At 53.9% G+C, this 15,441-nt stretch carries 13 protein-coding genes and 1 other annotated feature; of the genes, 2 read left to right on the forward strand and 11 right to left on the reverse strand.

The annotated features are described in order from the left end of the window. Nucleotides 1–35: 35 nt before the first annotated feature. The 4 genes from radC to KXU80_RS09695 all read right to left on the reverse strand — a co-directional run bounded on the left by radC (nucleotide 36) and on the right by KXU80_RS09695 (nucleotide 3,162). The gene (gene radC, locus KXU80_RS09680; protein WP_219837974.1) at nucleotides 36–728 is read right to left on the reverse strand and encodes a RadC family protein; all 693 of its coding nucleotides are present in this window, start codon (nucleotides 726–728) and stop codon (nucleotides 36–38) included. A 61-nt stretch (nucleotides 729–789) separates the two neighbouring features. Further along, complete coding sequence (locus KXU80_RS09685) at nucleotides 790–1,419, reverse strand: Maf family protein (RefSeq protein WP_219837975.1); 630 nt, start codon at nucleotides 1,417–1,419, stop codon at nucleotides 790–792. Nucleotides 1,420–1,456: 37 nt separating this feature from the next. Further along, the gene (locus KXU80_RS09690; RefSeq protein ID WP_219837976.1) at nucleotides 1,457–1,699 is read right to left on the reverse strand and encodes a DUF4321 domain-containing protein; all 243 of its coding nucleotides are present in this window, start codon (nucleotides 1,697–1,699) and stop codon (nucleotides 1,457–1,459) included. Nucleotides 1,700–1,761: 62 nt separating this feature from the next. After that, nucleotides 1,762–3,162 (reverse strand): SPOR domain-containing protein, encoded by a 1,401-nt coding sequence (locus tag KXU80_RS09695; RefSeq protein ID WP_219837977.1) that lies wholly within the window; start codon nucleotides 3,160–3,162, stop codon nucleotides 1,762–1,764. Between the two features lie 136 nt (nucleotides 3,163–3,298). On the opposite strand from KXU80_RS09695, the gene KXU80_RS09700 reads away from it, so the two are divergent. Then, the gene (locus KXU80_RS09700; RefSeq protein ID WP_219837978.1) at nucleotides 3,299–3,634 is read left to right on the forward strand and encodes an ArsR/SmtB family transcription factor; all 336 of its coding nucleotides are present in this window, start codon (nucleotides 3,299–3,301) and stop codon (nucleotides 3,632–3,634) included. A 45-nt stretch (nucleotides 3,635–3,679) separates the two neighbouring features. After that, a complete protein-coding gene (locus KXU80_RS09705) occupies nucleotides 3,680–4,192 on the forward strand; it encodes an SRPBCC family protein (protein WP_219837979.1) in 513 nt (170 codons plus the stop codon). 254 nt (nucleotides 4,193–4,446) lie between these two features. On the opposite strand, the gene murC is transcribed toward KXU80_RS09705, so the two are convergent. The 7 genes from murC to hemB all read right to left on the reverse strand — a co-directional run bounded on the left by murC (nucleotide 4,447) and on the right by hemB (nucleotide 15,436). Then, complete coding sequence (murC, locus tag KXU80_RS09710; protein ID WP_219837980.1) at nucleotides 4,447–5,841, reverse strand: UDP-N-acetylmuramate--L-alanine ligase; 1,395 nt, start codon at nucleotides 5,839–5,841, stop codon at nucleotides 4,447–4,449. 7 nt (nucleotides 5,842–5,848) lie between these two features. After that, nucleotides 5,849–7,225 carry a bifunctional folylpolyglutamate synthase/dihydrofolate synthase gene (locus KXU80_RS09715; protein WP_219837981.1) on the reverse strand — a complete coding sequence of 459 codons (1,377 nt, stop codon included), beginning with the start codon at nucleotides 7,223–7,225 and terminating at the stop codon, nucleotides 5,849–5,851. A gap of 5 nt (nucleotides 7,226–7,230) precedes the next feature. Further along, entirely contained in the window at nucleotides 7,231–9,891 is a 2,661-nt protein-coding gene (locus KXU80_RS09720; RefSeq protein ID WP_219837982.1) for a valine--tRNA ligase, read from the reverse strand. 111 nt (nucleotides 9,892–10,002) lie between these two features. Then, nucleotides 10,003–10,238, reverse strand: a binding site (T-box leader). A 156-nt stretch (nucleotides 10,239–10,394) separates the two neighbouring features. Continuing rightward, nucleotides 10,395–11,852 (reverse strand): LysM peptidoglycan-binding domain-containing protein, encoded by a 1,458-nt coding sequence (locus KXU80_RS09725; RefSeq protein ID WP_219837983.1) that lies wholly within the window; start codon nucleotides 11,850–11,852, stop codon nucleotides 10,395–10,397. 192 nt (nucleotides 11,853–12,044) lie between these two features. Further along, nucleotides 12,045–13,040 (reverse strand): RluA family pseudouridine synthase, encoded by a 996-nt coding sequence (locus KXU80_RS09730; RefSeq protein WP_219837984.1) that lies wholly within the window; start codon nucleotides 13,038–13,040, stop codon nucleotides 12,045–12,047. A 43-nt stretch (nucleotides 13,041–13,083) separates the two neighbouring features. Next, nucleotides 13,084–14,385: a glutamate-1-semialdehyde 2,1-aminomutase gene (gene hemL / locus KXU80_RS09735; RefSeq protein WP_219837985.1), complete on the reverse strand. Its 1,302-nt coding sequence runs from the start codon at nucleotides 14,383–14,385 to the stop codon at nucleotides 13,084–13,086. Between the two features lie 55 nt (nucleotides 14,386–14,440). Next, nucleotides 14,441–15,436 carry a porphobilinogen synthase gene (gene hemB, locus KXU80_RS09740; protein ID WP_219837986.1) on the reverse strand — a complete coding sequence of 332 codons (996 nt, stop codon included), beginning with the start codon at nucleotides 15,434–15,436 and terminating at the stop codon, nucleotides 14,441–14,443. Nucleotides 15,437–15,441: the final 5 nt, after the last annotated feature.

The raw sequence follows: 15,441 nt of genomic DNA on the forward strand, positions 1-15,441 counted from the left end.
TTCCTTTCTTTCGTAAGACAATCCCTCTTATTATATTACATGTGACCTTGCTCCTTCAAACTTATAAAGCGATTGTCACCTATTACCAAATGATCAAGCACATCGATGCCGACCAGCTCGCCCGCCTCCATTAAACGACGTGTAAGCGCAATATCTTCCGGACTCGGCGTCGGATCGCCGCTTGGGTGGTTATGCATGCAGATCAGTGAAGAGCTGCTGCATTTGATGGCTGCCCGAAACACCTCGCGCGGATGAACGAGCGTTGCGTTCAAAGTACCGATCGATAATGTCTCTGTACCAATAACCTGATTCTTCGTATTCAAAAACAAACAGACGAAGTGTTCCTGCTTCAAATAGCGCAGCTCTTCCATCATCAAATCCGCTGCATCCGCAGGCTTGCGTATTGTCGGAAGCTCTCCCTGCTGGCTGCGGGCCAAGCGGCGGCCAAGCTCGATTCCGGCGCGAAGCTGCGCCGCTTTCGCTGTGCCGATGCCACGGATTCGGGTCATTTCGTCAATGCTCATATCAACAAGCCCTCGAAGGCTGCCGCATTGATGAAGAATACGCGATGCCAGGAGAACAGCAGACTCCCGTCTCGTTCCCGTGCGCAGCAAGATCGCTAGCAATTCTGCGTGACTGAGTGCCTCAGCCCCAACGGTCATCAGGCGTTCTCTAGGTCGGTCTTCGTTAGGGATATTCTTCAGCACATAGGGCTTTTCTGCCTCCATGTCCTTCCCTGCTTTCCGGATGTCAAATAAGAATGAGCGATAATGGTACATACAAATCGGATCAAATAACCTCGATGCCGAATTCGGCAAGCATGTCCGAAAAGAGCGTAAGCGATAGACCGACAACGTTGAAGTAGCAGCCGTCAATCCGATCGACAAGCACCGCCCCGCGGCCTTGAATCCCGTAGCTGCCGGCTTTGTCCATCGGTTCGCCTGAATCTACATAACGTTCGATCATTGCAGCGGTCAGCGGCTTCATGACAACCTTAGTCATGCGATGCGAAGCAAGCTCACGGCCGGCGGAAGGGTCCACGCAAGCGATGCCCGTATACACTTCATGCGCTTTGCCCTGCAGCAGCGTAAGCATGCGAATGGCATCTCTTCGATCCTTCGGCTTGCCGAGTACCTCGCCATCCAGCACGACGATTGTGTCAGCGCCGATAATTAGAGAGACGGACGCTTCTTCGCCCAGCAGCATCGCGGCTGTCGCTTTGGCCTTGCGCAGACCGAGCTGTTCGACGATTTGCACCGGCGTATAATGGGATGGCGTACCTTCGTCCGTATCGCTGGACAAAATGAGAACCGGCAAGGAAAGGCCGAGTGACGCGACCAATTCCCGCCGGCGGGGAGAAGACGAAGCCAGCACGAGCTGGCGGATATGTGCTGAGTTATTTGGGAGGAAAGTACCCATCGTTGTACAAAGCTCCTTCACGCAAGGTTAGAGCTCCCTAAAGTTTGCGGTACAGCCAAATCGCTATAATGAAACCTGCAATACTAAGGAGACTGATATGTATCCGCAGCGTGAATGCGTAACTGAGGACAAGTAAATCTGCAGCGGGCGACCAAGTAATTGTTGAGGTATGCGTCAAAAATGACAGCCCTGGGACAGGAGCCAGCCAATGAGATATAAGCGCGCCGGCCAGCAGGCCGATCAGAATGAACAGCAGCAAAATCCAGAAGTTTTTCTTCATCTTCCAACGTCCCTCGCCATTTTTTGACACGCACACTTTATTATACGCGCCTAAGGAACGCTTTACAATGATTCCATGGATGCAAACCAGCCTTTCTGCACGAAGACTGCTTCCATCAATGATGTCTGCATGGACCACAGATAGGCATCCGACGGCTTCTTCGCATATTCGGAAGCAGCCGACACGGCTGAATTGACCGCTTGCATAAGCTTCAAGAGCGCCGCTTTGTTCACTTTATCCGTCATTCCTGTTTCCACACGTGCTCCGGATTCTGTCCACTGCTGATGTAATTCTTTCCAATTTACATCCGAACCTGAGGCGCCGTCCATGCTCTCTTCGGTTAACTGGCTTAGTTTCGCCACGAGGGCCGCCGTATCGCCAAAGAATGTCTGCACCTCCGAGGCGCTGCCCTTATAGGCAATAGCAGTAACCGCCGGTACGTCGATTTGTTTCACATATACGTCCATGCCGCTGAGTGCTTGGCCGAGCCGCTGTGCCCCGTCTTTGTCCGCGGACATGCCCACATAGATCCGGTAATCAGTCGGTGAAGTCAGCGACGCGGCTGCAAGCCCTTTGGCACGAAGCTCTGATGCAGCAGCGTCTAACCCCTCCTTGCTGCTGAATACGCCGTATTGCAGCATATAGAATGAGGCTGCAGGCACGTTGACGTTCACCACGGCGGAAGCCGACTGTCCACTGCCGACGTTAGCAGCCTTTCCTTCATTTCCTTTGGTTCCGGCAGCAGCTCCCGAATCTTTATCGGCGTTAGCAGCGTTATCCTTACCGTTCGATGCCGTCTTGTCACCGCTCGAGGGACTGCCGCTTACAGCCGTGTTCGATGGCGAGACGTCAGAGGAATCCGTCGGCGATCCCGTAAACAATGCCAGCACGAAATAACCGAATAACGCACCCGTTGCGATCGCTCCAGCAACCGATGCGAACACCTTGAACCATGAAGGTCCGCGTGCCGGCCGCTGACCCGAACCTGATAGATAAGATCCGAAGGCAGTCCTTTTTATGTTCTGCTGGTCGTTTCGGTAAAGCTCTTCTTCGACTTCTAGAATCGGATACATGTCAATAACGCGAGGTGTTCCTGCACGTCTAGGCGCTGCAGGCACTATATCATCTTCAAACGCTTCTTCATCTCCGAGAAGAATCGCGGTTTCTGCCTCCAACTTATCACGCACCTCTTCGTGCACGATCGGCACAGCCTGCGGTTTAACCGCTTTTTTTTCCTCTTGCTTAAGCAGTTGACCGTCCGCTTCTCGAATAAGCTGCTCCAAGGCGCGAGCATCATTTTGAAAAGGGCTGTTCCACGTCCCGATTTCGGATGTGAACTTCAGTTCCTCCTGAAAATATGAACCGATATTCGTCTCGGCTGCTCGCTGATTGCCTTCCTGCTCTTCCACGCGAGCCCCGCTCTGTTTATCGAAACGGTATGTGATACGTCCTTTAGCCGCCATTGCGATCACTCCTTGTCCGCGTACTCTAGTAAAAGTCTATGAGATAGTTGAGAGAATTATGACCTAGCGGAGTCTTGTTTACGCAGTCACCTAATATTCCTTGACAGGAATATTCCCAAAGAGGTATATTCAATGCATGAATCCAACGACTTTAAGCGCGCTTGCCGAACCCAACCGGCTGCATATCGTAGAGCTTCTTCGGGATGGTCCCCTGCCTGTCGGCGATATCGCCGAACGGCTTCGTTTGCAGCAGCCGCAGGTCTCCAAGCATCTGCGCGTGCTCCATGACGCCGGACTCGTTGAGGTACAGCCCTCTGCCAACCGGCGCTTTTACAAGCTGGAGACGCGTCCGCTTCAAGAGTTGGACGCTTGGCTGGCTTCCTTTCGCCGCTCCTGGGAGGTTCGCCTCGATCAGCTGGAAGATTACTTGTACGCCCTGCAAGAGAAGAACGACAAGCCGGAAGGCGATTAGGAGGCGCCGTATCGGCATCTCACCAACCTAAGGAGGAATTTAACAATGACACAGCAACAACCTGGAAATGTGGAAGAACTTGTCCTTACTCGTACGCTTAACGCCCCACGCGAGCTCGTATTCAAGGTATTTACCGAAGCGGAGCATCTGCTGAAATGGTGGGGACCGAAAGGATTAACGATGGAGGCAGCCAAAGTCGAGCTTCGCCCCGGCGGACTATTCCATTACAGCATGAAGACGCCAGATGGCCATGAAATGTGGGGTAAATTCGTTTATCATGAAATCGCAGCGCCGGAGCGTCTCGTGTTCATCAGTTCTTTCTCGGATGCACAAGGAAACACGCTGCGCCACCCGGCTAGTCCTTTATGGCCGCTCGAGGTCATGAATACGCTCCTATTCGAAGAAATGGACGGCAAGACGAAGCTGACCATGCGCGGCATTCCCGTTAACGCCTCTGTTGAAGAACTTCACACGTTCGACAGCAATCGTTCTAATGTACAGCAGGGCTTCGCAGGCACCTTTGCGCAGCTCGATGAGTATCTGGCAACGCTTGTGTAAAAAAAATTCGGGCAATACTAGATCACAAACAAGCCGGCTCCTACGAGTCGGCTTGTTTGGTGTTATCATGACGAACGAAACACGCGAATCATTCAAAGATGGTGGGGATTCTCGGACCTCCCGGCTTTCTCTGATTCCTGTCGTTACAGCCAAAAGGCCGCTGTCCCGAGCAACTAACGGGAAGCGGCCTTTTCTAGTCGTTTTGGAATTGGAAGACCTGTTGAATGCATAAGCACAAACCGAGTAACCGCTAATTATGCTTTTGCCCGGAGCGTCTTCGCGAGCGAATCAGCAACCTTCCAAATATCGCCTGCTCCCATCGTAATGACGAGATCGCCCGGGGCTACGCGGCCTGTCAGGACCGTCAGAACCTCTTCTTTCGAAGGGTAATAAGTCGTGTTGGCATTGCTATTCTTAATAATCAATTCCACTAGCTTCTTGGAGTTGACCCCTTCGATCTGCTGCTCGCCGGCGGGCGAGTAAATATCCGTAATCAGCACTTCGTCTGCCTCGGCGAAAGCGCGGCTGAACTGCTCCAGCAGGAAGAAGGTCCGCGTATAGCGCTGCGGCTGGAAGACGGCAATGATTCGTTTGCCCGTCGACTTGGCTGCACTGATCGTAGCCTGGATTTCCGTGGGATGATGCGCGTAATCATCGATAACGAGAATGTCATTGACCTCTCCGAGTACTTGGAATCTGCGCTTCGCGCCGCGGAAATCAACAATCGCCTCCGCAATGGACACAAATGGCACGCCTGCCTCCAAGCAAGTAATCACGGTCGCCATTGCGTTGTACACGTTATGACGGCCCGGAACTGACAGTTCGATGCGGCCCAGCAGGTGTCCGTGCTTCTTCATATCGAAGGAAACCTTGCGGTCGCCAAGCTTAATATTATTCGCCTGATAAACAGCCTCGTTGTCGATGCCGTACGTAAGTACGCCGCTTGTGCCAAGCGGACCGGATACGAGCTCCGGCAGCATGCCTTGAATATTCTCATCGTCGGCACATACAATTGCGTTGCCGCCTTGCTTGACCTGACTTAAGAATTGCACGTAAGCAGCTTTTAATTTATTAAAATCACCGTCGTAGTTTTCGAGATGATCGGGTTCGATATTGGTCACGATCGCAATAGCTGGGTGGTATTGCAGGAACGAACCGTCGCTCTCGTCCGCTTCAGCTACGACATATTCGCCTTTGCCCGCTTTCGCGTTCGTGCCGACATTTACAATTTCGCCGCCGATGATATACGTCGGATCGAGCTTGCACGTCTCCATAACAAGCGCAATCATCGATGATGTCGTCGTCTTGCCGTGAGCGCCCGCCACCGCTACGCCTTTCCCGTTGTTCATCAGCCTTGCCAGCATTTGCGCACGGTGAAGAATCGGAATATTGAGTTCTTCCGCCGCTCTACGTTCCACATTGTCCCGCGACAGCGCCGTCGAATAAACGACCAAGTCGGCACCCTTCACATGCTCTGGTTCATGACCGATGAAAATACGGGCGCCTTTAGCCGCCAGCTTCTCCGTTAACTCCTGACGGGCAACGTCAGATCCGGTCACCTTATAGCCCATCTCCAGCATGACACGCGCGATTGCGCTCATGCCGTAACCGCCAATTCCGATGAAATGAACGTGTTCTGCTGTATTCAAAGACGGTTCACCAACCTTTTTCAGAATCCTTATTATAAAGCAATTGGGAGCGGACGTCCGCAATCAGATAGAGTGTACCTGTCACGACCGCCAAATCAGCTTCTTCAGTCAATGTTTGCAGCCGCTCGAGGGCCTGCCTCCAATTCGGTTCAACGATAAGCTCGAAAGAACGACCGGCAGACTCACGCAGGTCTTGAACAAGCTCCGCCAGCTCGGCAGACGGCATTGCTTTGCGGAAGTCCGGCTCAGTCACGACAAGCGTATCCACTAGAGGTAGTATATGCCGCAATGTGTCACGATGATTCTTGTTCGTCAGCATCCCTACCATGAGATGAAGCCGCTCGTACCGGTACGTTTCGGTCAAGGCTAACGCAAGCGATTGCGCACCTTCAGGATTATGGGCACCGTCGATAAGAATGCGAGGCGACTGGCTGACCATCTCGAGTCGTCCAGGCCATGCCGCGCTGCGCAGGCCTTCACGAAGGTCCTCGTCTTCTAGAATTAACGCATAGTACTGCCGCATCACCTCAAGCGTCATGACCGCAACAGCGGCATTCGTGCGCTGATGGGCGCCATTCAGCGTGATCGGCAGCTCATCAATCGAGCGGAATAAGCCGTCAAACCGGAAGGATTGCTCGTTTTCACTGACCTTCAGGGCCGTCTCCGAGAATTGCTTGCCCAAAAGATAAAGGGAACTTTTCTTCGCTTTCGCTGTATCCCGGATAATTGCCGCAGCTTCAGGCTGAGCAACCGCGCTAATAACGGGAACGCCAGGCTTAATGATTCCGGCCTTCTCTGTCGTTATGGCTTCGATGGTATCGCCGAGAATATCCATATGGTCGTGACCGACGTTCGTAATGACCGAAACAATCGGCGTCACAATGTTCGTTACGTCCATGCGGCCGCCAAGACCGGTTTCCCACACGACAAAATCTGGATAGGACACGGTGCCGTAATAAAGGATGGCGATCGCAGTGGATACTTCAAACATGGAAGGTGAGCCCAGCTCGCTGTCAGCAATTTCTTCAACCAACGGTTTCAAGCGATTAGCCAGCGCAAGCAGCGTCTCTTCTGGAATATCAGTACCGTTATATTGGAAGCGGTTCGTGAATTTCGTAATATAGGGGGATGTGAACGTCCCCACATCGTAGCCGCAGCGCAGCAGCACACTTGTCAGATAGGCGCAGACGGAGCCTTTCCCGTTCGTGCCAGCGATATGAATAAATTTCAGGCGGCGTTCCGGATGCCCCGTAAGCTCCATGAGCCTCTCGATCCGTTCCATGCCGGGACGAATGCCGAATGAAACCAGCCCTTCAATCCACTGACGTGCTTCTTCATACGTTGCGAGCGGCTGAACGTTGTTATCGTTATTCGTCATGCTCATGTTCCTCAGCCTCTCAGTTCCGCGATCCGCGCTTTAACTTTATCGCGCTTCTCGGCATAATCAGCCATCTTCGCGCGTTCTTCCTCAATGACTTTCGCCGGTGCTTTCGCCACGAAGCCTTCATTACCCAGTTTCTTCTCAATACGAAGCACTTCGTTGTCCAGATGCTGAATTTCCTTCTCCAGACGCGCGATTTCCTGGCCGATGTCAATCAGCCCGGCAAGCGGAAGGTACATCTCGGCACCAGTAACAATCGCCGTCATCGCTTTGTCGGGCGGCGTCAGCTCTAGGCTGATCTCGAGCTTCGACGTGCCGCAGAAACGAACGATGAACTCTTCGTTGCGAGCAAGTATCGCTGCTTCACTCGGGCTCGAAGGCTTGATCTGCAGTTCAACCTTCTTGCTCATCGGTACATTAACCTCTGCGCGGATATTCCGAACGGAACGAATCATCTCCATTAGGAGCTCCATCTCCGCGACAGCATCAGGCGCTTCGAAAGCCGCATCATATACCGGCCAAGGCGCTAATGTGATCGTCTCGCCTTCATGCGGCAAATGCTGCCAAATTTCTTCGCTGATGAACGGCATGAATGGATGGATCAGACGCTGCGTGCGGTCCAAAACATAGGCAAGAACAGACTGTGTGGCGCGTTTAGCCGCTTCATCTTGGCCATTGAGATTCAGCTTCGCAAATTCAATGTACCAGTCGCATAGATCGTCCCAGATGAAATTGTACAGCACGCGGCCCGTTTCGCCGAAATCATAGCTGTCGATCAATCGGGTTACATCGGCTACCGCCGCGTTCAAGCGGTGCAGAATCCAGCGGTCCGCCGTACCGAGCTTCACGTTAATATCGATATCCGCTGCCGTAACGCCCTCTAAATTCATGAGCGCGAAACGGGAAGCGTTCCAAATCTTGTTAGCGAAGTTGCGCGCCTGCTCGACACGTTCCCAGCGGAAACGAAGATCCTGGCCCGGCGTGCTGCTTGTCGAAATCATGAAGCGCATCGCGTCCGCACCGTACTTCTCGATGACTTCGAGCGGATCTACGCCGTTCCCGAGCGATTTGGACATTTTCTTGCCGTTCTCGTCGCGAACAAGGCCGTGCATCAGCACATCCTTAAACGGCTTCTCTTCCGTGAACTCCAGCGCCGTGAAGATCATACGCGCTACCCAGAAGTAGATAATATCGTAGCCCGTTACGAGCACGTTGGTCGGGTAAAAGCGTTTTAAATCCGCCGTTTGTTCCGGCCAGCCCAGCGTCGAGAATGGCCACAGCGCGGAGCTGAACCATGTATCGAGCACGTCTTCGTCTTGACGGAGCGAGGTGCTGCCGCAGCCGGAACAGGCGCTCTGATCCTCGAGGGCGACATGCATCGCGCCGCAGGATTCGCAGTACCAGGCCGGAATGCGATGGCCCCACCACAGCTGACGGGAAATGCACCAATCGCGTACATTTTCGATCCATTGCAAATAAATTTTCTCGAAGCGGTCCGGCACGAAATTAACGCCATTGCCGCTGCGCTGCGCTTCAATCGCGGCATCTGCGAGAGGCTTCATATCGACGAACCACTGCGTAGACAAATACGGTTCGACAACGGCGCCGCTGCGCTCGCTGTGGCCGACTTGATGAACATGGTCTTCAATCTTGACGCAAACTCCGCTAGCCTGCATATCCGCTACGATCCGCTTGCGGCAATCGGCGCGGTCCAAGCCGTTGTACGGACCTGCTTCCGCATTCATCGTGCCGCTCTCGTCCATCACTACGATTTGCGGGAGATCATGACGCAGGCCGACTTCAAAGTCGTTCGGATCATGCGCCGGCGTAATCTTAACGGCGCCGGACCCGAATTCCTTCTCGACATACTCATCCGCGATGATCGGAATCTCTCTTCCAATGATCGGAAGCACGATCATCTCGCCGATCAGATGCTTGTAGCGCTCATCCTCGGGATGAACCGCAACCGCCGTATCTCCAAGCATCGTTTCCGGACGCGTCGTCGCCACGGTAATGACGCCTTGGCCGTTTTTCAGCGGATACTCCAGGTGGTACAGATGGCCGTTCACTTCTTTATGCTCAACTTCGATATCCGACAAAGCCGTACGCGCAGCTGGATCCCAGTTGATAATCTTCTTGCCGCGGTAGATTAAGCCTTTCTCGTAGAGACGAACGAAGACTTCACGAACCGCACGGGACAATCCTTCATCCAGCGTGAACCGTTCGCGGGAATAGTCGAGTGAGAAGCCCATTTTGGCCCATTGCTCGCGAATCGTTCCGTTGTAGTGCTCCTTCCAATCCCATACCTTCTCGAGAAACTTCTCGCGTCCCAGATCATAACGGGATACGCCTTCTTCGCGAAGCTTCTGCTCGACCTTCGTTTGGGTTGCAATGCCCGCATGGTCGGAGCCTGGAAGCCACAGCGTATCGAAGCCCTGCATCCGCTTCGTTCGAATCAGAATATCCTGCAGCGTAAAATCGAGTGCATGCCCGATATGCAGCATACCGGTAACGTTCGGCGGCGGGATGACGATGGTATACGTCTGCGCGTCAGGACGCTTGCCCGCTTCAAAATACTTGCCTTCCATCCAATAGGGATACCATTTGGTTTCCGCCGCCTTAGGATCATAGGTCGTCGGCATTTCGGTCATAGTTTGTTTCTGCGACATGATCGTTCCTACCTCCAATTATATTTCCTCATCCGGTCGATACACGGTTGCTCGCGCCGCCGGTAATTAATCGCCTTATAAACGAAAAAAATAAACCTCTCGCCCTTATCAGCAAAGGACGAAAGGTTTGGCTTCCGCGGTACCACCTTTGTTCCGAATCGACAGCATGCGCCGGTTCGACAACTCAATACAGATAACGGCTGCAACCGGCTGCAACTAAACAACAATCGTTTCATTCCAGCTACTCCAGGGCGACCAGTCACAGTACATATCCTGCAGAACCTCACAGCGTAACGGTTCCGCTCTCTGAAGGTATTCCTGCCACTCTTCCCCATCAACGTATTTTACAATAAAGTATTACCCTATTTTTACTATCATACACGTTCTTATTTACTGCCGTCAATCCCAGAAGGTCAGCCGCCTATGCCTTAGAAGGAACTGCCTCAGCGCAAAAAGCCTGCCGACAGGTCATGGAAAGACCCGCAGCAGGCTTATTCTCACTTTTATGGAATGTAAAGCACTTGCCCTTCGCTTACGCTTTGGTCGGAAAGCCGGTTATACAAGGCGATTTCCCGTGCCTGCAACTGATAACGGCCCGCAATAACATCAAGCGTCTCTTCGCGCTGGACGATGCACATCCGAAGCTTGCGGAACGATCGATCCTCGCTCGGCCTGCCGTAGAACAGATTTTTCCACTCGATCTCGTCACCGCTCGATTTGCGTGCTTCCGCTGCCGCGCGCTCCGCCACCTGCTCTGCAGCAGCTCTAGCTTCCTGCTCACGCTGGCTCGATTGCAGCAGCGACCGGAAGCCGACATTGCCTGCTCCCTGCTTAGCCGCATCCTCTTCGGCAGGCTTGCCCGCAACCGCGACGCGCATCGGCTTGCTGGCGGCTTCCGCGTCGGAGGCCGTTGCCTCGCTGAACGATTGCGCAGGTTCCGTGAAGCTAGCCGCTGGCGGCGCAGCAGGCTGTCGTATGGCCGGCTCCATTTGGGACGGTTCGGGCTCATTGGCGACAATTGCCGACTGCTCAATAGCAGGCTGTCGTATGATCGGCTCCGTTTGGGACGGTTCGGGCTCATTGGCGACGATTGCCGACTGCACAGTAGCAGGCTGTCGTATGATCGGCTCCGTTTGGGACGGTTCGGGCTCGTTGGCGACGATTCCCGACTGCTCAATAGCAGGCTGTTTCTGGGCGGACTCTAATTCCTCCGCTTCGCGTACAAGCTCTAACTGCTGTGCCTCCTGTTGAATCGCCTCCAGCAGGATTGCATCCTGACGAACTGCCTGCAGACGCGCTTCCTCTTGCCTAGCAGCTTCTTGACGCACCGCCTCCTGTTGAGCGGCTTCAAGTAAGGCCTGTTCTCTAAGCTGCGCAGCGCGAGCCTGCATCTGATGCTCTTCCTCCGCCTGCAGCTGTGCCGCGGACAAGGCCTGCTGCTCCAGCTCGGCCGCTTGCCGATGCTGGTTCTCGCCCGCAAACTGCGGCTGCTGCCGGTAGGTCTGATAATACGGCTGCACAGCTTCCTCTTCTCTACGATGTACGACAGTAAACGGTTCTTCCCGCTGCCAATCCTCCTGCGGCGGGTTTGGCTGCTCGATTTCGATGCCGAACAAGGAGAGCACACCTGTAATGTTGATGGTTCGTGCGGACAGCACATCCACATCGAAGTTATCAATTTCTACGGAAATGTCATCCAACCGGTGAATCCGATTCAGCGGCAGCGTAATCTCTACCGGAATCCAGTGCTCCAGCGATTGTTCCTCCAACGGTTCATCAGGCGCACGGTATACGCCGGTAAGCAGCAAGTGGCCCTTCAGTAAAACTTGATCTTCTTGCTGCACGATTCCTATGCGGGGGACCAGCTCAATTTCGTCGAGCTCGTCGATCGCCGCCACATCATCTGGCAAATGAACCCGTTCGTAAATGTCAAATCGCAAACCGTTTGACTGGCTTGGCACGCTTGTCGTCCTCCCTTCCCCTCTCAAAAAAGCTTGTTTGCAGCTTTCTTCACATCCAAGTTAAGATAAGCTTCCATCTGCATTCTTGTATTTCTAAGGGATGAAACCTGCAGCGCCGGACATTAAGCGTCAGCTGTTTCATCTTGCCTATTTATCTATATGGCATGGGGCGGAGAGGCATGACTACGATTTTCACAGAGAAGCTCGCCGTTCGCGGGCTTCACGGAACCAGGACGGCTCAGGAGCCTCTACGATCATCGCTTTGCCTGTCCAAGGATGTTGGAACGTTAACTGCTCACCTCGAAGCGCTTGATGCGTCAAGCGCGTATCACGGCCGCCGTACAACGTATCGCCAACCAGCGGATGACCAAGATAGCTCATATGAACACGTATTTGATGGGTTCTTCCCGTCTCCAGCCATAAGCGGACTAGAGACGCATCTTGATAGACTTCAATCGTTTCGTAATGCGTAACGGCTTGGTCGCCTTCCGGCGACACTCTGCGCCGGGATCGATGATGGCGGTCTTTACCAATAGGGACATGAACGATTCCGCTTGATGGCTTTATTCTGCCTTGAACAATGGCGGCATATTGTCTCCCGATGGTTTTGCCGCGCATCGCTTCATCAAGCCGCAGCTGTGCAAGCTCATTGCGCGCATAAAGCACCGGCCCCGCCGTATCGTCGTCCAGCCGATGAATGTGTTTCGCAGGCTGAGGATCTTTCGACTGCAGGCTGAACCTTGCTGCATGCTCGTCCAAGGTTCCTCGTTGTCCCGGCGCAGCCGGATGGACGGGCATGCCCGCCGGCTTGTTCATCACCATGCACCAATCGTCGGCGTATAGCACTGATGCCCTGGAAGTATCTTGAAGCTTATTGCCTCCTGGAGACTCCGAAAGCGCCATCCGATAAGCCGCATCCCGTACCGAATCTCCGGGCAGGAAGGTTTGCAGGCGGATGTAAGGCCCCTCCATTTGAATGCCGCCGACCGAGAACAACCGATTTAACCATTTCTCCGGAAATAAACCAAGGGCCAGCAGCCAAATCCGCACTTGGTGCGGATGGCTCCCGGCCTCTATCGGAGAAGATGTCCTGCCAGCGTTATTCGCAATCGTGAAGAGCTTCTCAGCCGACAGCAAGAGCCACTCTCCGCTTCGCTCATAACGCAAATCTTCAAGTTGAAGATTCATATTCACGCATCCCCTCAAATCATCGATTGCTGAACGTTCTGTTCTATAACCGGCGAAGCGCCTCGTCATGCGCATCGATTGTTGCATCAATCGCTGCCTCGTCGTGAATGCCGGAGACGAACATCCCTTCGAATTGCGAAGGTGCAATGCTGATACCTAAATCGAGCATAGCGCCAAAATAAGCTTTAAACCGCTCCAGATCGGCTGTTTTTGCCGTATCATAGTTGATGACATGGGTTTCCGTGAAGAACGGACATACCATGGAGCCCACACGGTTGATCGTGCTAGGAATGCCATGCTTCGCTGCGTTCGCTTCAAAGCCAAGCTGAAGACGTACGGACATCCGCTCCATCTGCTCATAAATGTCAGGCGTAAGCAGGCTGAGGGTCGTGTAGCCGGCTGCCATGGCAAGCGGATTGCCTGACAAGGTGCCCGCTTGATAGATCGGGCCGCTTGGCGCCATCATTTCCATGATTTCGCGTTTGCCGCCGTATGCACCGACAGGCAGGCCGCCGCCGATGACCTTGCCGAGGCAGGTCAGGTCCGGCGTAATACCGAAAAGTCCCTGCGCACAGTGATAGTTGACGCGGAAACCGGTCATGACCTCGTCGAAGATCAACAGGCTGCCGTATTGCGACGTCACATCGCGAAGTCCCTGAAGGAAGCCGGGCAGCGGCGGAACGACGCCCATATTACCGGCAACGGGCTCCACGATAATGCAGGCGATTTCTTCGCCGAACTGCTCGAAAGCGAGCTTTACGGAATCCAAGTCATTGTATGGCACTGTAATCGTGTGCGAGGCTACACTTTCGGGCACGCCAGGGCTATCGGGAAGTCCAAGCGTCGCGACACCCGAGCCGGCTTTAATGAGCAGGCTGTCGGCATGACCGTGATAGGACCCCTCGAATTTCAAAATCTTGCTCCGCTTCGTATAGCCGCGTGCAAGACGCAGCGCACTCATCGTCGCTTCCGTGCCGGAGTTCACCATCCGCACCACTTCAACAGACGGCACGCGCTCGCAGACAAGCTCGGCCATCAGCGTCTCGAGCTCTGTCGGCGCGCCGAAGCTTGTCCCCTTCTCTGCCGTTTTCTTCACCGCTTCGATGACCTCCGGGTGCGCATGACCCATGATGAGAGGGCCCCATGAAGCGACATAATCGATATAGCTGTTTCCATCGATATCGAAGACGCGGTAACCTTCCCCGCGATCCATATATACAGGCGTCAAGCCAACGGATTTAAACGCGCGAACCGGGGAATTGACACCGCCCGGAATTACGGTTTTCGCTTTTGCAAATGCCGCTCTGGATCGTTCGTCCGTCCGTTTACGATTCTTATCTATCATAAGTAACACCGCCAGTCTGTTCTTTTGTAATCCTATTCGGGATAGAGCTGCTTCGTTACTCGCCTCTAAGCCAGCGGGCCGCATCCAGCGCATGATAGGTGATGATGAGGTCTGCACCAGCGCGTTTCATGCCGGTCAACGATTCAAGAACGACAGCACGCTCATCAATCCAGCCGTTTGCCGCAGCCGCCTTGACCATGGAATATTCGGCGCTGACGTTATAAGCCGCTACAGGCAAGTCAAAATGCTCCTTCAGCATGCGAATGATGTCCATATAAGCAAGCGCAGGCTTCACCATGAGGAAATCGGCGCCTTCAATGACATCCGCTTCCGCTTCGCGCATCGCTTCGCGTGCATTTGCAGGATCCATTTGATACGTTTTGCGGTCACCGAACTGCGGCGTGGAATGCGCGGCCTCACGGAATGGACCGTAGAAGGCAGAAGCGAACTTGACGGAGTAGGACATGATGGGCACCATTTCAAAGCCCGCTGCGTCAAGCCCTTCGCGGATTGCGCCGACGAACCCGTCCATCATATTGGAAGGTGCGATGATATCCGCACCGGCTTCCGCTTGCGAAACCGCCGTTTTGACCAGCAGCTCCAGGGAAGAATCATTGTCGATCTCCGCATTACCGGTACGCGGATCATGATGAATCATACCGCAATGGCCGTGATCGGTAAATTGGCACAGGCACGTATCCGCAACGACGAGCAGCTCAGGCGCCCATTCTTTCACGGCACGAGTCGCCTGCTGTACGATGCCGTTCGCATCGTATGCCGATGAACCCGTTGCATCCTTGGAATCTGGTACCCCGAATAGCAGCACGGCCTTCACGCCTGAAGCCGTGACAGCGTCGATTTCAGCTCTCAAAAGATCAAGCGACAGATGGTAAACGCCGGGCATCGATGAAATTTCTTCTTTGACGCCTTTGCCGTGCGTCACAAAGAGCGGGTAAATAAAATCGTCTACAGTCAGCTGGGTTTCGCGCACTAAGCTCCGCAGCGCAGCCGTTCTCCGAAGCCTGCGATTTCTCGTAATCGGAAATGCCATAATCA

Origin of the sequence: Paenibacillus sp. R14(2021) (assembly GCF_019431355.1) — a bacterium.
Lineage (GTDB): Bacteria > Bacillota > Bacilli > Paenibacillales > Paenibacillaceae > Paenibacillus_Z.